General features: G+C 49.8%; 22 protein-coding genes and 1 tRNA gene. 18 read left to right on the top strand and 5 right to left on the bottom strand.

All coding sequences use genetic code 11. From position 1 onward, the window contains the following. Positions 1-4: 4 nt before the first annotated feature. The 12 genes from MJ611_RS08705 to MJ611_RS08760 all read left to right on the top strand — a co-directional run bounded on the left by MJ611_RS08705 (position 5) and on the right by MJ611_RS08760 (position 11,526). On the top strand, positions 5-994 hold the full coding sequence (locus MJ611_RS08705) for a lysylphosphatidylglycerol synthase domain-containing protein (RefSeq protein WP_250429285.1): 990 nt from the start codon (positions 5-7) through the stop codon (positions 992-994). Then, on the top strand, positions 907-2,121 hold the full coding sequence (locus MJ611_RS08710) for a glycosyltransferase family 2 protein (RefSeq protein WP_250429286.1): 1,215 nt from the start codon (positions 907-909) through the stop codon (positions 2,119-2,121). Before MJ611_RS08705 ends, MJ611_RS08710 begins: the two co-directional genes overlap by 88 nt. After that, complete coding sequence (locus MJ611_RS08715) at positions 2,121-2,378, top strand: hypothetical protein (RefSeq protein ID WP_250429287.1); 258 nt, start codon at positions 2,121-2,123, stop codon at positions 2,376-2,378. Before MJ611_RS08710 ends, MJ611_RS08715 begins: the two co-directional genes overlap by 1 nt. Continuing rightward, entirely contained in the window at positions 2,379-3,551 is a 1,173-nt protein-coding gene (locus tag MJ611_RS08720) for an ABC transporter permease (RefSeq protein WP_250429288.1), read from the top strand. Further along, entirely contained in the window at positions 3,544-4,767 is a 1,224-nt protein-coding gene (locus tag MJ611_RS08725) for a PP2C family protein-serine/threonine phosphatase (RefSeq protein ID WP_250429289.1), read from the top strand. The genes MJ611_RS08720 and MJ611_RS08725 overlap by 8 nt, the downstream gene beginning before the upstream one ends. A 94-nt stretch (positions 4,768-4,861) precedes the next feature. Continuing rightward, positions 4,862-5,494, top strand: a complete 633-nt coding sequence (locus tag MJ611_RS08730; protein WP_250429290.1) for a polysaccharide deacetylase family protein — start codon at positions 4,862-4,864, stop codon at positions 5,492-5,494. Continuing rightward, positions 5,491-6,582, top strand: a complete 1,092-nt coding sequence (locus tag MJ611_RS08735; protein WP_250429291.1) for a glycosyltransferase — start codon at positions 5,491-5,493, stop codon at positions 6,580-6,582. Before MJ611_RS08730 ends, MJ611_RS08735 begins: the two co-directional genes overlap by 4 nt. Positions 6,583-7,177: 595 nt before the next feature. Beyond that, entirely contained in the window at positions 7,178-7,942 is a 765-nt protein-coding gene (locus MJ611_RS08740; RefSeq protein ID WP_250429292.1) for a TatD family hydrolase, read from the top strand. A 2-nt stretch (positions 7,943-7,944) separates the two neighbouring features. Then, positions 7,945-9,012: an asparaginase gene (locus MJ611_RS08745; protein ID WP_250429293.1), complete on the top strand. Its 1,068-nt coding sequence runs from the start codon at positions 7,945-7,947 to the stop codon at positions 9,010-9,012. Between the two features lie 70 nt (positions 9,013-9,082). Beyond that, positions 9,083-9,170, top strand: a tRNA-Ser gene (locus MJ611_RS08750). A 731-nt stretch (positions 9,171-9,901) separates the two neighbouring features. Next, positions 9,902-10,801, top strand: coding sequence for a KPN_02809 family neutral zinc metallopeptidase (ypfJ, locus tag MJ611_RS08755; protein ID WP_250429294.1), 900 nt, complete (start codon positions 9,902-9,904; stop codon positions 10,799-10,801). Between the two features lie 197 nt (positions 10,802-10,998). Continuing rightward, positions 10,999-11,526: a YcxB family protein gene (locus MJ611_RS08760; protein ID WP_250429295.1), complete on the top strand. Its 528-nt coding sequence runs from the start codon at positions 10,999-11,001 to the stop codon at positions 11,524-11,526. Positions 11,527-12,126: 600 nt separating this feature from the next. On the opposite strand, the gene MJ611_RS08765 is transcribed toward MJ611_RS08760, so the two are convergent. Further along, on the bottom strand, positions 12,127-12,561 hold the full coding sequence (locus tag MJ611_RS08765; protein WP_250429296.1) for a hypothetical protein: 435 nt from the start codon (positions 12,559-12,561) through the stop codon (positions 12,127-12,129). Between the two features lie 291 nt (positions 12,562-12,852). Between MJ611_RS08765 and MJ611_RS08770 the strand changes: the two genes are divergently transcribed. Further along, complete coding sequence (locus MJ611_RS08770; protein WP_250429297.1) at positions 12,853-13,404, top strand: TetR/AcrR family transcriptional regulator; 552 nt, start codon at positions 12,853-12,855, stop codon at positions 13,402-13,404. 66 nt (positions 13,405-13,470) lie between these two features. Here the strand turns inward: MJ611_RS08770 and MJ611_RS08775 are convergent, their stop codons facing one another. Continuing rightward, positions 13,471-14,514 (bottom strand): LLM class flavin-dependent oxidoreductase, encoded by a 1,044-nt coding sequence (locus MJ611_RS08775; protein WP_250429298.1) that lies wholly within the window; start codon positions 14,512-14,514, stop codon positions 13,471-13,473. A 31-nt stretch (positions 14,515-14,545) separates the two neighbouring features. After that, positions 14,546-15,193 (bottom strand): DsbA family oxidoreductase, encoded by a 648-nt coding sequence (locus MJ611_RS08780; protein ID WP_250429299.1) that lies wholly within the window; start codon positions 15,191-15,193, stop codon positions 14,546-14,548. A gap of 443 nt (positions 15,194-15,636) precedes the next feature. Between MJ611_RS08780 and MJ611_RS08785 the strand changes: the two genes are divergently transcribed. From MJ611_RS08785 to MJ611_RS08800, 4 genes are all read left to right on the top strand, one after another. Next, positions 15,637-16,914: an acetyl-CoA hydrolase/transferase family protein gene (locus MJ611_RS08785; protein WP_250429300.1), complete on the top strand. Its 1,278-nt coding sequence runs from the start codon at positions 15,637-15,639 to the stop codon at positions 16,912-16,914. Between the two features lie 309 nt (positions 16,915-17,223). Beyond that, complete coding sequence (locus tag MJ611_RS08790; protein ID WP_250429301.1) at positions 17,224-17,760, top strand: YceI family protein; 537 nt, start codon at positions 17,224-17,226, stop codon at positions 17,758-17,760. A gap of 144 nt (positions 17,761-17,904) precedes the next feature. Beyond that, a complete protein-coding gene (locus MJ611_RS08795) occupies positions 17,905-18,840 on the top strand; it encodes a ring-cleaving dioxygenase (RefSeq protein ID WP_250429302.1) in 936 nt (311 codons plus the stop codon). Positions 18,841-18,842: 2 nt separating this feature from the next. Beyond that, entirely contained in the window at positions 18,843-19,469 is a 627-nt protein-coding gene (locus MJ611_RS08800; protein ID WP_250429303.1) for an alpha/beta hydrolase, read from the top strand. A gap of 133 nt (positions 19,470-19,602) precedes the next feature. Here the strand turns inward: MJ611_RS08800 and MJ611_RS08805 are convergent, their stop codons facing one another. Further along, a complete protein-coding gene (locus tag MJ611_RS08805) occupies positions 19,603-19,833 on the bottom strand; it encodes a hypothetical protein (protein WP_250429304.1) in 231 nt (76 codons plus the stop codon). A gap of 510 nt (positions 19,834-20,343) precedes the next feature. Between MJ611_RS08805 and MJ611_RS08810 the strand changes: the two genes are divergently transcribed. Next, positions 20,344-20,754: a SpoIIAA family protein gene (locus MJ611_RS08810; protein ID WP_250429305.1), complete on the top strand. Its 411-nt coding sequence runs from the start codon at positions 20,344-20,346 to the stop codon at positions 20,752-20,754. Between the two features lie 148 nt (positions 20,755-20,902). On the opposite strand, the gene MJ611_RS08815 is transcribed toward MJ611_RS08810, so the two are convergent. Beyond that, positions 20,903-21,163, bottom strand: coding sequence for a hypothetical protein (locus MJ611_RS08815; protein ID WP_250429306.1), 261 nt, complete (start codon positions 21,161-21,163; stop codon positions 20,903-20,905). Between the last annotated feature and the right edge of the window lie 77 nt (positions 21,164-21,240).

Below are 21,240 nucleotides of genomic sequence, written 5' to 3' on the forward strand. Positions count from 1 at the left end.
TATCTTGAACATTACTTCTAACAGAAGGTTCCTTTTATTTTTTGGCAAAGCCGCCGTGCTTTTGCTGACGCTATACTTTCTGTACACTGCCATTTTTACCTCTCCCAATACCCTCCTGAGCTGGGGCGGCATTCTGCGCAGCGCATCCGAAAGCCCTTACCGCTTTTTGCTTATACTTACTGCCATACTTATTCCTGTAAACTGGGGCTTTGAAGCCAGCAAGTGGCAGTTGCTGGGCAGCAAGATCGAGAAGATATCCTTTTTACGCGCTTACCGCGCCGTGATGGTGGGGCTGACGCTGGGCTTCATTACACCCAACCGCCTGGGCGACTACGCCGGCCGTGTGCTGGAACTGCACAGCAGCCAGCGCCTGGAAGCAATCGGGGCGGTGTTTATCGGAAGGTTCTGCCAACTGGTAGCCACGGTGGCAGCCGGCACGCTGGGGCTTTTATACTTTATGGTGCGCTTTTTCTGGATGCAGTACCCGGGCATCTGTACCAGTATACTTTTGCTGCTGCTGGCTTTAAACGTGGCCATCTTTGTGTTGCTGTACAATGCACGGGCCATGGTGGCGCTGGTAGAGGCGGTACGGCCTTTGCGTAGGCTAGTGCACTATGTAGCGATCATGGCCAGTTATACTTCCGCTGAGATCACGCGTTTGCTGGTGCTATCACTGGGGCGCTACGCGGTGTTCCTGCTCCAGTTTGTGTTGCTTTTGTTCCTGTTCCGGGTGCGCCTGCATCCGCTGGAGTACCTGAGCGGCGTATCGGGCACTTTTTTCCTCAAATCGGTGGTGCCATCGGTTACCCTGTTGTCTGACCTTGGGGTGCGCGAGCTGTCGGCCATGTACCTATTCGGGCTGCTGGGCCAGGAAAGGCTGCAGGTGCTCAGCGCCAGTTTAAGCCTGTGGCTCCTGAACATTGCAGTGCCCAGTGCCATTGGGTTGGTTTTCGTGTTTCGCTTGAAGTTCTTCAGGAAGGGAGTGCCGGCGTGAGTATCCTGCTGTTTCTATCCATTGCCGTGTATGGCTACCTCATCATCCGGCGCTGGATTGCCTGGAAGCGATTGCCTGTAGTGGAAACAGGAGCCGATCGCGCTCCATCAACTAGGCTCTCTGTTATCATTCCTGTTCGTAACGAGGCGCGCCATATCCTCAACCTGCTACAGGACCTGGAACAGCAAACCTATCCGAAAGCGCTATTTGAAGTACTGGTGGTAGATGATCATTCGGATGACAGCACAGCAACCATAGTTGAGGAATACAGGAAAACGTCAGAGCTGAACCTGCACCTGGTGCAACTGGCAGCGTATGAGGGGCTGACGCAGAAGAAAGCAGCTGTAAGAAAAGGAGTGGAGCTATCGGCAGGCGAGTTACTGGTGCTGACCGACGGCGACTGCCGGGTACAACCGGAGTGGCTGCAACTGTATGCCCAGGTTTATACTTCCCGTAAGCCATACTTTATCAGCGGGCCTGTCAGTTTTCACAACACCCATACATTGTTTGAGCGCATGCAGCTGGTGGAGTTTGCCTCACTGATCGGGGTAGGGGCAGCCTCCATCGGCATGGGGAAGCCCAACATGTGCAACGGTGCTAACCTGGCCTATGCTAAAGAGGCTTTCGAAAAAGTAGGAGGGTTTAGCGGCAACGAGCACCTGGCATCCGGCGACGACGAATTTCTGCTGCACAAGATCCATCAGAAATATCCCGGCCGTATCGCCTTCCTCAAAGACAGCAGGGCCATCGTGCACACAGAAGCACGCAAGACTATCCGCAGCTTTATTGCGCAGCGCGTGCGCTGGGCCAGCAAATGGAAATCGTACCAGCAACGGCATGTGCAACTGGTAGCACTAAGTGTGTTTCTGGTCAACCTGTTACTGTTTGCAGCCATCCCGATGGTGCTGACAGGTATGATCTCCTGGTTTGTTTTTGCAGCAGCTTATATTACCAAGTTTGCGATAGATTTCTTATTTTTAATGCGTATACTTACCTTTTTTGGCAGGAAGCAGTACCTGTTTTACATGCTTCCGTTGCAGTTAGTATATATACCATACGTACTTTTTACAGCTGTTTGCGGCTTATTCGGACGCTACAGCTGGAAGGGAAGGATAATCCGGAACTGATGACTGATAACGAATTTTCAATTTTAGACGAGTTATACTTTGTCGCGTCGTACCCCGACTTGCGCAGTACGCTGTCGCTAACCGATGACGAGCTTTGTGCGGGACTTAAAAACCTGCTGGAGAAAGGCTATATCAGGATACTATATCCAGATCAGGATACTGAGCACGACTACGATCCGGCTGTTTTCAGCAAGCATTGCCACGACTATTATTTTCTGGCTACGAAAGCTGGCCTGGTAGTACATAATTCCATTTAAATGGCTCCTCTTACCAAAGCGCCTGTGGTTTCAAGGCCTCCTTCCTACTATATCCGGCAGCGATTGCTGCAGAACAAGCCGGCTATGTTTGGGCTGCTAGTAATTTTACTATCGGTGCTGGTGGCGCTAGGCGGATATGTATTTATGCCCGACAGTACGCCTAATGCAAACAACGGCCTGGTGCAGATCCAGAAAAAATCGCCGGGCTTCTCTACCCAGCTTTTAAAGATCAACCGCACGAAAGGGGCTGAAGAGGACGTTAACTTTCTTGAATTTATACTTTCCGGGAGACCGGCCGCCTACGCTGAGATTCCGATAGAGAGCTATACTTTCGCCGGCGACAGCCTGTTTGTGCAGCCGCTGCGCAGCAACAACGCCATGGCAGACCAGGTAAGGGCGTTCGCGCTGAAGGATGTAGTGGCGCAGCCTGCGGGCAAAGAGGCCATGGTGCAACGTATAAAAGACGAACAGATTACGAACCGCACCTACTGGCTGGGCACCGACAAAGCCGGGCGCGACGTGCTGAGCCGGCTTATTCTTGGCACCCGCATTTCGCTGGGTATTGGCTTTGTGGCCGTGCTCATCTCGCTGCTGGTTGGCATTACCATAGGTGCTCTGGGCGGCTATTTTGGCGGCTGGGTAGACAAACTGATGCTTTTCCTGATGACGGTGGTATGGTCGGTGCCGAGCATCATGCTGGTAATCGCTATCAGCCTTGCCCTGGACAGCAAAGGCGTTTGGGTTGCTTTTGTGGCCGTAGGTCTTACCATGTGGGTGGAGGTAGCACGCGTGGTGCGGGGCCAGATACTGAGCCTGAAAGAGAAAACGTATGTAGAGGCAGCCAACGTGTTGGGGGTGCCTCAATATAAAATCATATACAGGCATCTTTTGCCTAACATGATTGGCCCGCTTATCGTTATTGCTACATCAAACTTTGCTTCTGCCATTCTGGTAGAGGCAGGTCTGAGTTTCTTGGGGCTTGGTGTGCAGCCGCCTGCACCGTCGTGGGGCATGATGGTGAACGAAGGTTTTCAGTTGATAGGTGCCAAGGCTGGTCTTTTTTTAGTAGTTTTACCTAGTATATGCATCAGCTTACTGGTGCTGGCCTTCAACCTGTTAGGTAACGGCCTGCGCGATGCATACGACCCTAAAATCCCGATTTCGAATGCCTGAAATAATCGTTCCGAACACGCAGCAAGAGCTTAATCTCAAAAAGCTAGAGTTATCCGCTTTGCTTGAGATTACGCAGGCTATCAATGAAAACTTACCTGAGGCGGCGCTTTACAAGATCTACCGATTCACGCTGCTGGCGCAGTTGCAGATCAGCCGTCTGACGCTGTTTGTGCACGATGAGCAGTGGGAGTGCAAAGTATGTTTTGGCACGGAGCAGGACTTTACCAAACAGGAGCTTCCGGAAGAGATCATCTCCCTGACCGAGATCACCAACACGTCTAAACTGCGTGTAGACCGTAAATGGCGTTGTTTTGAGATCGTGATCCCGATCCTGCACAACGGCAAAGTGCTGGCTTTCGTGATGATCGGCAAAATTCAGCCATACTATACCAACATGGAGGCGCTGAACTTTGTGCAGACGGTTTCCAATATCATGCTCGTAGCCATCGAGAACCACAAAATGGCTCGCCAGCGACTGGCACAGGAGTCCATCCGCCGCGAGATTGAGATTGCCCGGGAAGTACAGTCGATGCTGTTCCCGAAGGCGCTGCCCAACGACAAAGACGTAGCCATACACGCCAGCTATATCCCGCACTCCTCTATCGGTGGCGACTATTACGACTTTATCGAGATCGACCAGGATCAGTTTCTGTTCTGCGTAGCCGACGTGTCGGGCAAAGGGGTGCCGGCTTCGTTGCTGATGTCTAACTTCCAGGCGGGCCTGCGCACCATTCTGCGCCAGACGTCCGACCTGAACACGGTAGTAGCCGAACTGAACCACCTGATCTACCGCAACGCGATCGCTGAAAAGTTTATCACGACGTTCCTGGCCATTTACAACCGCAAAACGCGCGAGCTTAGCTATGTTAATGCCGGGCACAACTCACCGATCCTGCTGCACGAAGACAACACGCACCTGCTGCTAAACGAAGGCTGTACCATGCTGGGCGTATTCGATGTGCTGCCGTTTATGTCGGTTACAAGAATACCTATACCACATAATTCTGTGCTGTTGTGCTATACCGATGGCCTGACCGAGGTATTTGATGAGGATGAAGCAGAGTTCGGCATAGAAGGCACCATCAAGTTCCTGCAGAAGAACAGGTTCCTGAGTTCGCGCATGCTGCACCTGCAGCTGCTGCGCGAAATAAACCTTTACAACGAAGAGGCCACCTTCAGCGATGACATCACGCTACTCTCGTGCCGGTTTAAGTAATAAATTGCTAATTGTTGATTGCTGATTGTTTTTAATCGCGATCACATTTTTAGGGTTCAACCAAACGATCGACAATTAACAATCAACAATCTACGTGTTTCGCCTCTACAAAACGCCCCGTTTGCTGAAGACGCTGATGCCCGGCTATACCTGGCATAAGGAATTACAGGATGAAAAGCTATACCTGACCTTCGACGATGGGCCTATTCCGGAGGTGACACCGTTTGTGCTGGAGCAATTGGCAAAGTATAACGCGAAGGCAACTTTCTTCTGTGTGGGCGATAACCTGAGAAAGCATCCGGAAGTTGCCCTGCAGGCTCTGCAACAAGGGCATGTGCTTGCTAACCATACTTTCAACCATCTGAAGGGTTGGCAGACCACGCTGCAGGACTACCTTCATAATACAGAACAGTGCGAGCAGGAGCTGGAAAAGATACAGCCTGCACGTTCCAATCGTTTGTTTCGTCCACCCTACGGGCGCATTACCGGCAAGCAGGCGGCACAGCTTCGCGGCCATTATGAGCTTATTATGTGGGATGTGCTCACCAACGACTACGACAACTCCCTCTCGCCGGAGGTTTGCCTGCAGAAATCGATTAAGTATACCCAAAGCGGCAGCATCATCGTATTCCACGACAGTCTGAAAGCACAACGGAACATGATGTACGCTCTGCCTCGTTTCTTAGAACACTTTACTTCGCTGGGCTGTACTTTCGAAACCCTATGATCGCATCGGTAACCTATTTTATACTTTATTTTTTCCTTTTCCTGACGCTGCTCGCCTTGCTGGCCTTTAACCGGAAGCACTATAGTTTATACCTGCCCTCACAACCCCGCGTCAGCATCCTGATCGCCGCCCGAAACGAAGAACATACCATCCTGCGCTGCCTCAAAGCACTCGAGCAACTGCACTACCCGAAAGATAAGCTGGAAATACTGATCGGCAACGATGGCTCCACGGATAATACCCGGGCTGTGATAGAGGCCTTTATTCAGGATAAGCCATACTATACATGTATAAGTATAACTGATACAATCGGGCAGGCGCGCGGCAAAGCGAACGTGCTGGCACAACTGGCGCACCATGCCACCACCGATTATTTCCTGTATACCGATGCCGACATTGCTGTGCCGCCGAACTGGGTGCAGGCCATGCTTTCCGAAGTAAAAGTTAATGTAGGAGTCGTAACAGGCATCACCACAATTGAAGGAAACAGCTTTTTCGCCCGCCTCCAGGCCATGGATTGGCTATATGCACTGGGGCTGATGCAGGTAGTGTCCGACCTGAAGCTGCCGGTCTCCACCATGGGCAACAACATGCTGCTGACCCGGAAAGCCTACGAAGCCGTAGGCGGATTTGAGAACATCAGGTTTTCGCTCACGGAAGACGTTGCCATTTTCAACCAGGTACTCAAACAGGGCTTTAGTTTCCGGAACATCTACGACCGCAGCGTGCTTGCCCTTTCTACACCTGCTCTAACGTTCTCCGATTTCCTGCACCAGCGCAAACGCTGGATGCGCGGTTCCATGCACCTGCCGTTTTACATGGTCCTGATCCTGGTGCTGCACTCGGCTTACTACCCCGTGCTGCTGCCCTTCTTTGCTTATACTTCGGTAGGCGTGATGCTCACCATCTTTGTTTTCAAACTGCTGCTGCAAAGCTTATACATCAACATCTGCCTCAGGCGCGTTGGCCAACCCGTACCCTGGTGGCTGTACATCGCCTTCGAATTCTATATGGTCATCTCCTCCATCATCCTGATCGTGTACTTTTTCCTGCCGTCTAAGATACGCTGGAAGGGAAGAAAATATTAGGAGTTAGAGAGTTGGGAAGTTAGAGGGTTAAAGAGTTAAAAAGTTAGAAGGTTAGAAAGTTAAAAAGGTAGAGAAGTAGAGAAGAGGTGGTGGTATCGTTCTGATAAATTCATACTGTAAAATGCCCTCGCTCGCGTCCCGCGAGTGTGAGTTATCCAGTGGCGTCCCGCCACGTTTGAGCAATCCAAACTGCTCTTTCGGATTTGTAATCCGAAAGTATTCTATTTCAGGATTTACAATTCGGTTTTATACTTTGCCAGCTGCTGAGCTAAGGCTAAAAGTCGGATTGAAAATCCTTTAGTAAGTGCTTCTGGATTACAAATCTGAAAGAGCAAAGGGGATAAGCAGCAGTATAATGTGTAGCGACCGGAGGCCGTGGAATAGCGCACACTCGCCGGAGGCGAGCGAAGGCAAACGTTATTGTGCAATCAGCTTTGAAAGAAGGGGAAATGTGAAGTTATACTTTCACTTATGTTCCAGAGTAAGTATAAACCCTACTTATACTTCAAAAACCGGTTTTACTTGCACGCCTCATCCATACTTAGGACCTTTGCCCATCCTGAAAACTGATAACTGTTAACTGATTACTGAAAACATGCTTGTTGATTCGCACGCACATATATATTCTGAAAAGTTTAAAGAAGACCGCGACGGGGCCATTGCCAGAGCTGTAGGCGAGGGAGTAGGAAAGATCTACATGCCCAATATTGACCATACTTCCATTGATGTAATGCTCGAGACCGAAGCCAAGCACCCGGAAGTATGCCTGCCAATGATGGGCCTGCACCCGACCTCGGTTGACAAGAACTTCGAAAAGGAGCTATACCTGGTAGAGGAGTGGCTGGGCAAACGCAGCTTTGCAGCCGTAGGGGAGTGCGGCATTGACCTGTACTGGGACAAGAACTTTCTGCCGGAACAGCAGGAAGCACTTAAGGTGCAGGTAGCGCTGGCCAAAAAGTATAAACTGCCGATTGTGTTGCACACCCGCGACTCGTTTGACGAGACCTACGAGATCATAGCAGCGGCACAGGATGGCAGTCTGCGGGGCATTTTCCATTGCTTTTCGGGTAGCGTGGAGCAGGCAGCTAAAGTAAAAGAAATTAATTTCCTGATGGGTATTGGCGGTGTGGCTACCTTTAAGAACGGCGGACTGGACCTGGTGTTGCCGCACGTGCAGCTCGAAGATCTCGTGCTGGAAACCGACTGCCCGTACCTGGCGCCGGTGCCGCATCGGGGCAAACGCAACGAGCCGGTCTACCTTCCCCTTATTGCCCGTCGAGTAGCCGAACTGATGAACAAGACAGAGGATGAAGTAGCCGCTGTTACTACTAAAAACGCACTCGACCTCTTCAAACTATAACCATGCAGGTAGTTAAAGTAGACATCGACACCGCTGCGCCGGCGCACCCGGAGGCATCCATACTTATTATATATACCGGTGGCACTGTGGGCATGGTGTACGACGAGGAGAACCAGCACCTGGTACCTTTCAACTTCAGCCAGATCATAGACAAAGTGCCGGAACTCCGCCAGTTCAACTTCCTGCTCACGGTGGTAAGCCTGGAGCCGGCCATCGATTCTTCCAACGTTTCGATCCAGGACTGGCTGATGCTGGCTCGCCTGATTGAGGAAAACTACGAGGCCTACGATGGCTTCGTGATCCTGCACGGCACCGATACCATGGCCTACAGTGCTTCGGCGCTGAGCTACCTGCTGGAGAACCTGCAGAAGCCGGTCATCTTCACAGGGGCACAGGTGCCGATTGGCATGATCCGGACTGATGCCCGCGAAAACCTGATCACGGCGCTGCAGATAGCGGCTACCAAAGTAAACGGCAAAAGCAGGGTGCCGGAAGTATGCGTATACTTCCATAACCTGCTGCTGCGCGGCAACCGGGCCAAAAAAGTAGAGAGCAGCCATTTCGACGCTTTCAAGTCCGAGAACTACCCGCCGCTGGCCGAGGCCGGCATCACCATCGACTATACCCCTGAAACCATACTTTCACATCCTGAGCAGCCTTTTCGTGTGCATCACCAGCTTGATGAGCACGTGGCTATACTTAAGCTGTTCCCGGGCATCACGCCGCAGGTGGTAAAAAGTATGCTGCAGGCACCAGGCGTTAAAGGCGTAGTGCTGGAGACCTATGGTTCAGGCAATGCGCCTACCGTGACCTGGTTCCTGGAGCTGTTGCAGGAGGCAATTGCCAGCGGTGTGTACGTGCTGAATGTGTCGCAATGCGACGAAGGCAGGGTAGACCAGGGACGTTATGAAACGAGCAAATACCTGCTGAACATGGGCGTGATAGGCGGCGCGGACATTACCACCGAAGCAGCTGTTACCAAACTGATGTATGTGCTGGGACTAAACTTGCCTGCTCAGCAAACCCGCTGCATGCTGGAGAGCAACCTGCGGGGTGAGATAACATTATAAGATTAGTTGAAGTATAAGGAGCCTGTGCTTGCAAAGAACAAAAAATAACGCTTATATTTGCACCACAAAAAGAGAGCTGTCCGAGTGGTCGAAGGAGCACGCCTGGAAAGTGTGTATACCCCAAAAGGGTATCAAGGGTTCGAATCCCTTGCTCTCTGCAAAAGCCTGTAAACGAAAGTTTACGGGCTTTTTTATTGCCGTAAGGTATACCTTGATATAGCACCTGCCGGAAGTTTTGTAGTGGTAGGGCGCTTCGTGTACGGAAACATTATCTGAATCAGGATTTTCAGGATTAAAAAGACTGGATCGTATTGTTATACCTTGTACATGGCTGGCTTCAGACCTGTGAGCGTCTTGTCAGCTACAAGGCAACGGCCTTTCCCCAGACACTCACAGGTTTTAGAAACGCTGTGAGGTCTTTAGAGTAGCGCCTTCTTCAGTAACAGCTGCTCTTACTTAGAACAGCCGTCGAGGGACAGGTCGCGACCTGTCCCAATGAAGGTGGTTATGCCACAGACTCTCTGCTCTGGCTTCGATCTGTTCCAATCCCTCATCCATTATCTCCCGCAATTCAACTTTACTTTAAGCCGAAGCACCTTTTAACAGCTTTGCCTTAGCGTCATCTTTTGATACCAGTCGACTGGCAGCTACATCGGTAAATTTTCGTCCTGTCGATTTCCGGTGATGGTGCAAGCACGGTATTGGAAACAGGCAAAACAAAAGGCGCAGAAAGTTCACCTGCACAGCGGTACAGGCATGCTGCATGAATTTCGGGCATCCAAGAGAAGCTGCTCACCGTTATACTGCTCGTATATAGGTAATAACCTTCCATTGCAAGATGGAAAACATGCAAATCAACAATCATTCACTTCATTGAAAAAATATTTTTATGAAATGGCAAGGCAGAAGAAAAAGCAGCAATATAGAAGACCGTAGAGGACAATCAGCAGGCGGTTTCGGAGGTGGCAGAGGCATAAGCCCCATGCTGCTTGTACCGTTGTTCCGGCTCCTTTTCTCGAGAGTAGGACTGATCATTGTGGCGGTGCTGGTGGCAGTTATGTTTTTGACAGGAACCAACCCCATCGAGCTCCTGCAGCGTTTTGTGGGAGGGGAAGCGCAGTATGCGCAGTCAACCAACTACCAGCCAAGCCCGGAAGAACAGGCGCTGGCCGATCAGACGGCCGTGGTGCTGGCAGATACCGAAGATGTCTGGAACAAGATTATACAAGGGTACAGAGAACCTACCTTGGTGCTGTTTTCGGGGCAGGTAAACTCGGCCTGTGGGCTTGCGTCCTCCGCCACAGGTCCATTTTATTGTCCCGGCGATGAAAAACTGTACATTGATCTGAGCTTTTTCGGCGAAATGGAAAACAAGTTTGGCGCTGCAGGAGACTTTGCGCAGGCCTATGTAGTGGGCCATGAGGTGGGGCACCACATTCAGAAACTTACAGGAACCATGGACCAGGTAAATGCCATGCGGGGCAAGCTATCCGAAACAGAATTTAACAAGCTTATGGTAAGAGTAGAGCTACAGGCTGATTTCTATGCCGGTGTGTGGGCGAATCATACCCAACGGTCAACAGGATTTATGGAGCCCGGCGATTTGGAAGAAGCCCTGAATGCAGCCAGTGCCATCGGCGATGACCGTCTTCAAAAGCAAGCCACCGGTAGAGTGGTGCCAGACTCCTTTACACACGGCACCTCTGCCCAACGGGTACGTTGGTTCAGAAAAGGCTTCGAGACAGGCGATGTGAACCAGGGCGATACCTTTAACGCCACCGTGTTATAGACCAACAGCTGAACCAATAGCAAAACAAAAAGCCTCTCCGGAAATGGAGAGGCTTTTTTTATATGACTCATAAATTTTTGCTAGTAGGGACAGGTCACGACCTGTCTGCGCAACAGACCAAACCATGCAACAGCAAAAGTGATAGAAGATTTCCTGATTATTATAAAACAACTATATTAGAACGTAAATTCTATAACATGGTACAGGTCAACACGCAACTCACACGACAGGATTTCTTGAGGTTCAACTTCAGTCACTTTTTCAGCAATCTGTTTATTAAAATCCTGCTGGGTATTTTCGGTTTTGTAGCTTTTATGTCACTCTTCGGCTTCATTATGATCATCTTAACTGACAATGACAATGCCAGCCCTTTTGAGCAGCTAATGCCTGTGTTGATCATCCTGGCCATATTTGGGCTTATCTGTGGGTCTGTTTATTCCCAAAGTAACCGCAATTATACTTCTACAAGCACAGTGCATGAGCCTATCGTCTATACCTTTTCAGACACAGGCATGCATATCAAAGGGAAGAGCTTCGAATCAGACCTTAACTGGAATATCATTCACAAGGTCAAGGAAACTAAGGAGTTATTCCTTTTCTACCAGAACAACATGGCTGCCAACCTGGTGCCCAAATCGGCTTTTACGTCGCAAGAGCAGATAAGTGCTTTAAGGGAATTGATCGCCTCTCAACCTAATCTGAAACATAAGCTCAGAAAAGACTAAGGCAGGGTAGAGATCCTCAGGGCTACTTGCGCAGCCTTTTTCCCGCCCTTGTTGGTGTTCTCACCAGCAACTTATACTTCAGCAGCCTTTAATTGATAGACAGGGTCTCCCCACCCTGCCCCTCCAGAGAGGGGAGTTTCTGTAACTGCCTGCTGAAGTATAAGTTTCATTGCTGTGGCCGTTCCGTCACGCTCGTACTGTAGTACTCCTTATATCTGGCCTCTGCCTGCTCTATAAACTCATCCAGTATCTCTTGCAGCTCAGTCTTTTTTGCCGTTGTTGGTGTTTTTACCAACAACTAAGCTAGAACACCAAGTGCAAACCCCTCTAGATTCTTCCTGGTCTGCATCTCCAGCAGAGTACTTTCCTCAAACCAACGGCTACTTCGGCTACAGCGCCGCGCAGTTCGTAGGCGGCACTCCAGAGTTCGTTATCAAACTACATATCCTCCACGGAGGCAGCGGCAGGGATATTATGAACACTAAAGTAGGTTTGAGCTGGTCTCGAGACAGTAGTACAAGTAATAGAAAAGTTGTAGAGTATTTAACAAGGGGTATGTCACAACCTGAAAATGTTGTATTCTTCCGCCTGTACCTTTTTTTAATCTCCGCAGAAGAGCCAGTCGATGGCAGTTTCCGGGTCCAGAAACACCTGTATCTGTGTTTTTATGCCTGCCAGCTCAGGGGCCGCCTCTATGCTGTCGCAGATACGTTGCACATCGAACATCGCCAGGCTTTCCTGTGTGGTGATGCGGGCATATTTGAGCAGGGGGGAGGTAATGAGGCGGGGTACCAGTTCGCGCAGCAACCAGTTCTGATCAGCAAATTCCAGGAAATGGAGTGCCCGGGCATCGCTAAGCCAATACCTGCACTTATGCTCGTGGGCAAGATCAGCAGCCTGCTTGTATAAATGCCTGAAATCCTGGCTGGAAGGATGGCTGTGCCATTTTAAGTAGATGCAGCTGAGCTCTTTGTTCAGTTCAATGTGCAGGATCTCATCTTTTAAAACTGGCTCAGGAAAAATATCTGGAAGCATAAGGGTGGCTTTGGCTCAAGTTAATGCACCAATATACAATAATAATTCTTAGAATATTCATTAATATTTATTTTTATATATTCTTAACGTTGGTAGCTGCCCGGTTCTGCGGGTAAAGGGCAGGTGTACTTTATCCTGGAAAAGCAATCTGAGAAAGGGTACATCTGCAGGATACCTGCTGTTAAGGCAAATTTTATACGTAACTTGCAGCCTCCGTTTAATGGTCGCAGCCATACTCTATAATCATACTTTACAGGAAGAGGGGAGGCTGTTGTTATGCTTGTAATGCACATGAAAAGTCAGAAGAAAATAGAGGTAACAGCACTTCGCCTGTTTGCTGAACGGGGTTTTACGCAAACGCCAACCGCCCTGATCGCCAAAGAGGCCGGCTTTTCGGAGCCGCTGATCTTTAAGTATTACAAGAGCAAAGACCAGTTGCTGGAGTACCTGATCAAGACAGGCTACCGCAGGATAACGGAACAGAACCGGGGCATGCTAACGGAAGAAGATCCAAGGGCATTGATAGAAAAAGTGATCGACCTGCCTTACAAGCTGGTAGAAGACGAGCGCGATTTCTGGAGGCTCCAGGCGCAGCTCATGGACAAGGAGCTGATCAGTAAAAATTACCAGAAGTTTATTCATCCGGTGTTCGAATTGCTTGCGAAGGCGTTTACCCGTTTAGGGTATTCGCAGCCGGAGTTGGAGACCTACCATTTGCTGCTGCTGATCGAGGGACTCTGGAAGAAGCTGATACAGGTGCCGGAGCAGGACCACTACCTTTTGGAAATGAAGAACTACATGAAGAGCAAGTATAACCTGGCACCAATGCTCTCTAAACCTTAAACAGAACGGCCGGTAAAGTATGTTTTGCCATACTTTACCGGCCGTTTAACCAATAGCCTAACAGCGTCAGGCGGATTGTTTTATACTTTCGCTTTCCACGCGCTTAAAAAAGTCAGCTAAGATCTCGTAAGAATGCAGTCGGGCATTGTGGTCGAATATGTGGGAGGTGACCATGATCTCATCTACCTGCGTATCGTCCAGGAACGACTGCAGGCCGGTTTTCACCGTTTCCGGTGCCCCGATAAATGAATACTGCAGCATCTGGTGCACGGCATACTTTTCGGAGCCATCCCAAAAATCATCCATACTTTCGACAGGCGGCTGCATTTGCCGGGCTGTCCCCCGGATCACGTTCAGGAACGACTGGTACAGCGAAGTAGCCAAGTGGTTTGCTTCCGTATCGGTATCTGCTGCCACCACGTTTACACAGGCTATGGCATAAGGCTCTTGCAGGGTACCGGACGGGGTGAAGCTCTCGCGATATACTTTCAGGGCGGCGTGCAGCATAGCCGGGGCAAAATGGCTGGCGAAGGCATACGGCAAGCCAAGCATACCAGCCAGTTGTGCCCCATACGTACTCGAGCCAAGCAGCCACACCGGTATGTTGAGGCCCTCACCCGGCACTGCCCGAACACGGGCACCTGGAGTGGCCGGTGCAAAATAGCCCATGATCTCCTGCACGTTCTGAGGGAAATCTTCCACCGAACCCCGCAGGTCGCGCCGCAAGGCCATGGCTGTGAGCTGGTCTGTTCCGGGTGCGCGGCCAAGGCCTAAATCTATGCGGCCCGGGTACAAAGACTCCAGCGTTCCGAACTGCTCTGCTACCACCAGCGGCGCATGGTTGGGCAGCATGATGCCGCCGGAGCCAACCCTGATGGTAGACGTGCCTCCTGCGATATGGCCGATCAGGATGGCGGTTGCCGAACTGGCAATGCCGGGCATGTTGTGGTGCTCAGCCATCCAGAAGCGTTGGTAACCCCAACGCTCCACGTGCTGCGCCAGGTCGAGGCTGGTTTTAAACGCATCGGCAGGGGTTTTGCCAGCCAGCACCGGTACCAGGTCCAGCACCGAAACGGGTATGTCGGATAATTTTTTATCTGTGTTGCTCATCGTTGTCTCTTTACTCCGTCAATGTACTCTGTTAGCTTCCAATCTGCTCTTCCTGCCATACCTGCTCCAGGGCGCTCAGGAAAACCTCGCTGGGTTGCGCGCCCGAAATGCCATACTTGTTGTTGATCACGAAGAACGGCACGCCGTTAATACCGATAGTCTGCGCAGTACGGATATCTTTGTTTACTTCTTCTCTTAGATCCCCCGACTGCAGCATGGAACGTACTTCTTCTTCGGCAAGCCCGATTTCTTTGCCCAGCTGCACCAGCGTTTCGGGGTCCTGCACGTTTTTCCCTTCTGTAAAATGCGCGGCAAACAAGCGCTCTTCTGCTGCGTCCTGCAGGCCGTGTTTTGCGGCCAGGTGCGTGAAGCGGTGCGCGTCGAAAGTGTTGGCCACCTGTACCTTGTCAAAGTCATAGTGCAGGCCTTCGGCTTCTGCCATCGTAGCCACGCGATCGTTCATTTGCTTGGCCTGCTCCCGGCTGATGCCTTTTATCTCTGCAAGGAAATCGTATGTGCTTTTGCCCGGCACATGTTGCGCGTCGGGCTGCAACTGGTAGCTGTGCCACTGTACTTCCACCTGCTCTTTGTTGGCAAACTGGGCCAATGCCTTTTCAAATTTGCGCTTCCCGATGTAGCAAAACGGGCACATGATATCGGACCAAATATCTATTTTCATCATTTATACTCTTTTCTTCTGTAATTACTATGTTGTTAAACAGTGTTTTACGGCTGCAGGTGATCAAAGTCATTTTCTTTTACCGGATGATCAGCAACCTTCGGCCTGACAAGTTGTGCTGTTCCTGGTAACGGGCAGTAGCTGAGCTTGCCTTGGTAACGTCACCAATATGCTTTTATGCACAAGTGTCAGTTTGTTAGCTTCAGGCCGGTGCATTGAGCAGAGGCTGTAAAATGAACCTGCGTGATCTGTGTAAGTATACTTAATCATGCGTGTAAATTTAATGTATAAACATTAATTGTAGTGAAAAAGTTTTTGGATGAGCTGTGAAGTAAACGCAGTGAGAGGGAGCAAAACGCAATTTAATAGTGACACAAGTATACTTTATCCGTAAAGGGGAGGGGTAAAACAAAAATAAGTACCATCATCAACAAAGAGACAGTATGGCCAACTATAAGACCGCCGAAGAAGCACTAAGTATCATTAAGTCCGGTGATCGGGTGTTTGTACAAGGCAGCGCCGCCACTCCGCAATACCTGGTGCGGAAACTGGCTGAGCGGGCACCCGAACTGCGTAACGTGGAGATCGTCAGCATCAGTACCTTCGGCGAGTTTCCGCTGGCCGATGAGCAGTACAAAGACTCGTTCTTCATTAACTCACTCTTTGTTTCGGCTAACGTGCGCGATGCGGTAAACAGCGGCCGCGGCGATTACGTGCCTGTGTTTCTGAGCGAAATTCCGCACCTTTTCCGTTCGGGCATCCTGCCGATTGATGTTGCCATTGTGCACGTGTCGCCACCGGATAAACACGGTTTCTGCTCGCTGGGTGTATCCGTGGATATTGCCCGCGAAGCGGTGATCAGCGCCAAACATGTGATTGCACAGGTAAACCCGCAAATGCCGCGCACCCACGGCGACGGCCTGATCCAGGCCAAACGCTTTGATGTGATGGTGGAGGTAGACGAACCGATACCGGAGGTAGACTACAGCCTGCGCCTCACGAGCAAAGAACAAACTATTGGTCGTTTAATTGCCGAACTGATCGACGATGGTGCCACCCTTCAAATGGGTATAGGAGGCATACCCGATGCGGTGCTTAGCTGCCTTACTAACCACAAAGAGCTGGGCATCCATACAGAGATGTTTTCGAATGGCGTGATGCCGCTGATAGAGCAGGGGGTGATTACGAATGAGCACAAATACCGGCATCCGGGGCGTGTGGCAACCGGCTTTATAGTGGGTAACCGCAAACTGTACGATTTTGTGGATGACAACCCGCTGATCCTGATGCAGCGCACCGATTATGTGAACGACGTGCACATCATCCGTTCCAATCCGAAAGTAACCGCCATCAACAGCGCAATCCAGATCGACCTGACCGGGCAGGTAGTGGCCGATACACTTGGCATGATACAGTATTCGGGCATCGGCGGGCAGATGGACTTTATGCGCGGAGCGGCACTTTCGAAAGGTGGCAAACCCATTATAGCGTTACCTTCGACTACGAACAAAGGCATTTCCAGGATCACTCCGATCATAAACGAAGGGGCGGCCGTAACCACCACCCGAGCGCATGTGCATTATGTGGTAACCGAATACGGCGTAGCATACCTATATGGCAAAAATCTCCGCCAGAGGGCCAAATCGCTGATCGACATCGCGCACCCCGACCACCGCGAGCACCTGGAGGCAGAAGCCTTTAAGCGATACCGACACCTATAGTATAAAGTATAACCTGTTACCTGGCAGGTAAAATTTAAAGAAGCTGGTTTTATCAGGATAAAGCACTGGTAAGACCAGCTTGTTTTTTTATACTTCTTAAGTGGGCTTATTCCTTCTGCACTCCCTTCCAAAGTATAGCTTTTATACTTTCTCACCTCCCAAAGTATACTTTTAACCTGCGTTCCGGAAGTTTGATTGAGAAGATAAAACACATAAATGAAACAATTTTGTAAAATTGTATGTATATACATTAAATGTTTATACATTTGAATCGAATAAAATATCTGATCACAACTAAAGAAAAAAGAAATGGCAAATGTAAGATGGGTGGCTGACCCGATGCACAGCGAAGTTCAGTTCAAGGTTAAGCACCTGATGATCACGACCGTAACCGGCTACTTTAACCAGTTTACCGTAGAAGCAGAGAGTGAAGACGAGCAGTTTACCGGTGCCCGCAACATTGTGTTCACAGCCGATGTGAACTCGATCAGCACCAACAACGAGCAGCGCGACACACACCTGAAGTCACCGGACTTTTTTGATGTGGAGCAGCACAGTGAGATCCGTTTTGTTGGTACAAAGTATGAGCATGTGGGAGGTGATAGATTTAAACTGCACGGTGACCTGACCATTCGCGACATTACCAAGCCGGTAACCGTTGATGTGGAGTTTGGCGGCATCGTGGTGGACCCGTACGGACAGACAAAAGCAGGTTTTACGGTTAATGGCAAGATCAGCCGCAAAGAGTTTGGTCTTACCTGGAATGCTGTAACCGAGGCAGGCAGCGTGGTAGTAAGCGACGAGATCAAGCTGCAGGCAGAAGTTCAGCTGGTAAAACAGGCGTAATAAAGTATAAGCACTAACGGCCTTTACCGCTTATAAATCAGGAGCCTGCCCGAAGATCAGGCGCATAGATAAGTATAAAGTATAATTTTAACGGAGAGCCAGCCTGCTATACATGGCTGCCTTTCCCTTATCAAAACTGTAGTTATGGAAGATAGGATTTTAGGCCTTCATCATATCACGGCCATTGCCGACTCGGCTAAGAAAAATCTGGATTTTTACACCAAAGTATTAGGGCTCCGCCTGCTCAAGAAAACGGTGAATTTCGACGATCCGGGTACCTACCACTTATACTATGGCGATGAAGTGGGAAGTGCAGGCACCATCCTGACCTTTTTCCCTTACGAGGGGGCACGCCATGGCAGGGCCGGTACGGGCATGGCGACACACATTGGCTATGCAGTGCCCGAAGGCAGCTTTGATTTCTGGATCAACCGCTTCAAAGAGCACCAGGTAGAGCACGGGCAGCCATCCGAAAAGTTTGGCGAGCAGTATATTCCATTCAAAGATCCCGACGGTCTGCAACTGGAACTCGTGATACCGAAAAATACAGACTCCCGCAAACCCTGGGAAACGGCTGAGGTAAAAGCGGATGTGGCAACACGCGGCTTTCACAGCGTCACCCTGACGCTGCGGAACGCAGATAAAACAGCACGTATCCTAACCGATATCTTTGGCTACAAACTGCAGGAGCAAAGCGGGAGCCACTACCGCTACCTAACCAATGCTGTAGATACCGCTGCTATTATCGACCTGGTTGAGGAACCAAATGCAAACCGTGGCGATGGCGGTGCCGGCACAAACCACCACATTGCTTTCCGGGTGAAGGATGACAAGGTGCTCATGCAGTTCCGGGAGAAGATCGCCAGCAGTGGCCTGAACATTACCGAGAAGATCGACCGCAATTATTTCTATTCTTTATACTTCCGGGAGCCGGGCGGCGTGCTGTTCGAGATCGCTTCCGATAACCCGGGCTTCCTCATCGACGAGCCTTTGGCTGAACTGGGCACGCACCTGCTGTTGCCGCCGCAGTACGAACCGCACCGCGCCAAGATAGAAGCTGTTTTACCTAAGCTGGACTAAGTATGTACACACACGAGAAAAATATACTTACAGCAGGCAAGCCGCTGGAGCAAACCGGCAAAGCCTTGGTGATGGTGCACGGCAGGGGAGCCACTGCGGAAAGTATCCTGGAGCTGAGCGATTACCTGGATGTGACGGATTTTACGCTTAATGCGCCGCAGGCTACCAACCACAGCTGGTATCCTTATAGTTTTATGGCACCCGTTTCCCAGAACCAACCTGCCCTGGATTCGGCCCTTGCTTTGCTTGATGAGACGGTAAAAAGTATAAAAGCACAGGGGGTGGACAGCCGACACATTTACCTGCTTGGCTTTTCGCAGGGCGCCTGCCTGACGGCGGAATATGCTACCAGACATGCGCAACGCTTTGGCGGACTGCTGCTCTTTACCGGCGGCCTGATCGGGCAACAGATCGATACAGGCAACTATAAAGGTAGCTTTGAGGGTACGCCGGTACTGATTACGACAGGCGATCCGGACCCGCATGTGCCGGTAAGCAGGGTAGAGGAGACGGTTAAGATCATGGAGGAAATGGGAGCGGAGGTAACTAAACAGATCTACAAAGGAAGGCCGCATACTATACTTCAGGAGGAGCTCAGCCTGGCTAAAACTATACTTTCCGCTTCTTAAGCCAGCTTAAAGTATAAAGTCATACCCTTAATCCATCATCTGACTGTAAAAAAGAAAAGCTGCCCGTTGCACTAACAGGCAGCTTTTCTTTTTACCACTAGTTCCTGTTACAGAACCTGGTCAGAAGTATAAATTAATCTTTCTCACGATCGTCTTTATCCTTATCGTCTTTGTCCCTGTCAGCTTCCACTGTCTTGGTTCGTTTGGTGGTATCATATTCTACTACCGTTTCGGTTACTTCGTACTCAGTTGGTACTGAATCGCGTTCTACAACAACACCTTCGTCTTCTTTATTTGTAGTTTGGTTGGTACGCTCACATGCAGAAAGGCTGAGCGAACCCAGCACAACAGCTCCTGCAATCATTATCTTTTTCATGTTCTATCTTGTTAAGTTGTACATCGAACAATACAATATCTGATGTTCAATAGCTTACCTGCTATATTTTCTTTTTACGAGGTTATCAGAATAAAGGGTTTGCAGGTATGGGGTTCCGGACGATAGGTAAAACAGGAAATGTACAATGTCCTGAACAGAAGCAGAAGCAAAACCGGGCGTTACTTTTTAACGAGACAGTGCAGATGAAGTATAAAATATTGAGGCGAGCTCAGGTTTATACTTACTACATTTTAAAATGAAGTGCAGTGGCCGCTAAGAAAGTTATCACGATCGAGTCTGTAGGAGAGCAACCGGTGAAGGTGCGGGAATGATAAACCATACACAACTCTGCCTGCTTTGCCTTTAGCTATAGTCTCTTTTCAAAATATTTTCTGATTGCACGCTTTTCTCTCTTTTCTGGACTAAAAATTGTATACTTTTTTTGGGTACTGCGTACTTTCCTAACTTGTAGTTATTCATCAGCTTAATAACACGCGAATGCTTTACAATGAAAAGGTTCCTTACGTAATCCGGTACAGCGACCCGCTTGGCTATGTAGAAGTGATCTGGAACGGGAGTTTAACAGTTGAACAGCTCAATACCGGCCTGGACCAGTTGCTGAACGTGCTGAAGGCAAAACAAGCGAAACTGCTGCTGGTGGACATCAGTAATTTCAGTTCTACGGGGCCGGAGGCGCAGGCATGGGTTAAAGACTTTTACCTGCAGGGGTTACAGAACCATTCTATTGAAAGAATTGCCCGTGTTGTTGATCCTCACGCTTTCGGACAAGCGCTTCTGAACAATATGCTTCTTCTCCTGCAATCGCAGTCGAGCTTTTCTTTCTGTCTAAGTAACTTTACTGACAGGGGGGAGGCCCTGGAATGGCTTTTAAGAGAAGTACCTGCCTGAAAGGCAAATGCCCTGTAGCGGAGACTACAGGGCAACTTGCTTAATCTAAACACAAACAACCAACACTACTTTAATCCAATATACTTCATTCTTATTTTACACGTACTCGTCTTTAGCGGCAGGCTGCTTAAACCCGCACAAACATTCTTTAATATCGCACGAAAGGCGCCTGTATCGATGTATGACTGTCTGTAAGGCCTACAAAATAGTCACCGATAAAGATGCCTGAGCCGCTGCTTACCGCAAGCGTACCATCATTGTAAGTTATCACGTCGCCATCGATGGTGGAGAACTCAAGTGTCTCTTCTTCTTGTAAGCCAACCCTTTTACAAGAAAAAGCAGGTACATAAGGGCAGGATAAGCCACTGTCTGTATAGCCTGTTGTGGGGGAGTTTCCATAGATGTTCATGTGGCGATGGTTTTAGGTTCTAATACATTACAATGTTACAGACTGATGGTTTGAGGAAACAGGAAATTTTTGAGCCA

It is taken from the genome of Pontibacter ruber, assembly GCF_023630205.1.
In the GTDB taxonomy this organism is placed as follows: Bacteria; Bacteroidota; Bacteroidia; order Cytophagales; family Hymenobacteraceae; genus Pontibacter; species Pontibacter ruber.

What these genes read in the sequence shown, in the direction of transcription:
- MJ611_RS08735 (WP_250429291.1), top strand. Translation starts at nt 5,491, where the DNA reads ATGATCGCATCGGTAACCTATTTTATACTTTATTTTTTCCTTTTCCTG.
- MJ611_RS08765 (WP_250429296.1), bottom strand. Translation starts at nt 12,561, where the DNA reads ATGCTTCCAGATATTTTTCCTGAGCCAGTTTTAAAAGATGAGATCCTG.
- MJ611_RS08815 (WP_250429306.1), bottom strand. Translation starts at nt 21,163, where the DNA reads ATGAACATCTATGGAAACTCCCCCACAACAGGCTATACAGACAGTGGC.
- MJ611_RS08805 (WP_250429304.1), bottom strand. Translation starts at nt 19,833, where the DNA reads ATGATTGCAGGAGCTGTTGTGCTGGGTTCGCTCAGCCTTTCTGCATGT.
- MJ611_RS08770 (WP_250429297.1), top strand. Translation starts at nt 12,853, where the DNA reads ATGAAAAGTCAGAAGAAAATAGAGGTAACAGCACTTCGCCTGTTTGCT.
- MJ611_RS08715 (WP_250429287.1), top strand. Translation starts at nt 2,121, where the DNA reads ATGACTGATAACGAATTTTCAATTTTAGACGAGTTATACTTTGTCGCG.
- MJ611_RS08790 (WP_250429301.1), top strand. Translation starts at nt 17,224, where the DNA reads ATGGCAAATGTAAGATGGGTGGCTGACCCGATGCACAGCGAAGTTCAG.
- MJ611_RS08760 (WP_250429295.1), top strand. Translation starts at nt 10,999, where the DNA reads ATGGTACAGGTCAACACGCAACTCACACGACAGGATTTCTTGAGGTTC.
- MJ611_RS08725 (WP_250429289.1), top strand. Translation starts at nt 3,544, where the DNA reads ATGCCTGAAATAATCGTTCCGAACACGCAGCAAGAGCTTAATCTCAAA.
- MJ611_RS08810 (WP_250429305.1), top strand. Translation starts at nt 20,344, where the DNA reads ATGCTTTACAATGAAAAGGTTCCTTACGTAATCCGGTACAGCGACCCG.
- MJ611_RS08720 (WP_250429288.1), top strand. Translation starts at nt 2,379, where the DNA reads ATGGCTCCTCTTACCAAAGCGCCTGTGGTTTCAAGGCCTCCTTCCTAC.
- MJ611_RS08740 (WP_250429292.1), top strand. Translation starts at nt 7,178, where the DNA reads ATGCTTGTTGATTCGCACGCACATATATATTCTGAAAAGTTTAAAGAA.
- MJ611_RS08785 (WP_250429300.1), top strand. Translation starts at nt 15,637, where the DNA reads ATGGCCAACTATAAGACCGCCGAAGAAGCACTAAGTATCATTAAGTCC.
- MJ611_RS08800 (WP_250429303.1), top strand. Translation starts at nt 18,843, where the DNA reads ATGTACACACACGAGAAAAATATACTTACAGCAGGCAAGCCGCTGGAG.
- MJ611_RS08795 (WP_250429302.1), top strand. Translation starts at nt 17,905, where the DNA reads ATGGAAGATAGGATTTTAGGCCTTCATCATATCACGGCCATTGCCGAC.
- MJ611_RS08780 (WP_250429299.1), bottom strand. Translation starts at nt 15,193, where the DNA reads ATGAAAATAGATATTTGGTCCGATATCATGTGCCCGTTTTGCTACATC.
- MJ611_RS08745 (WP_250429293.1), top strand. Translation starts at nt 7,945, where the DNA reads ATGCAGGTAGTTAAAGTAGACATCGACACCGCTGCGCCGGCGCACCCG.
- ypfJ (WP_250429294.1), top strand. Translation starts at nt 9,902, where the DNA reads ATGAAATGGCAAGGCAGAAGAAAAAGCAGCAATATAGAAGACCGTAGA.
- MJ611_RS08775 (WP_250429298.1), bottom strand. Translation starts at nt 14,514, where the DNA reads ATGAGCAACACAGATAAAAAATTATCCGACATACCCGTTTCGGTGCTG.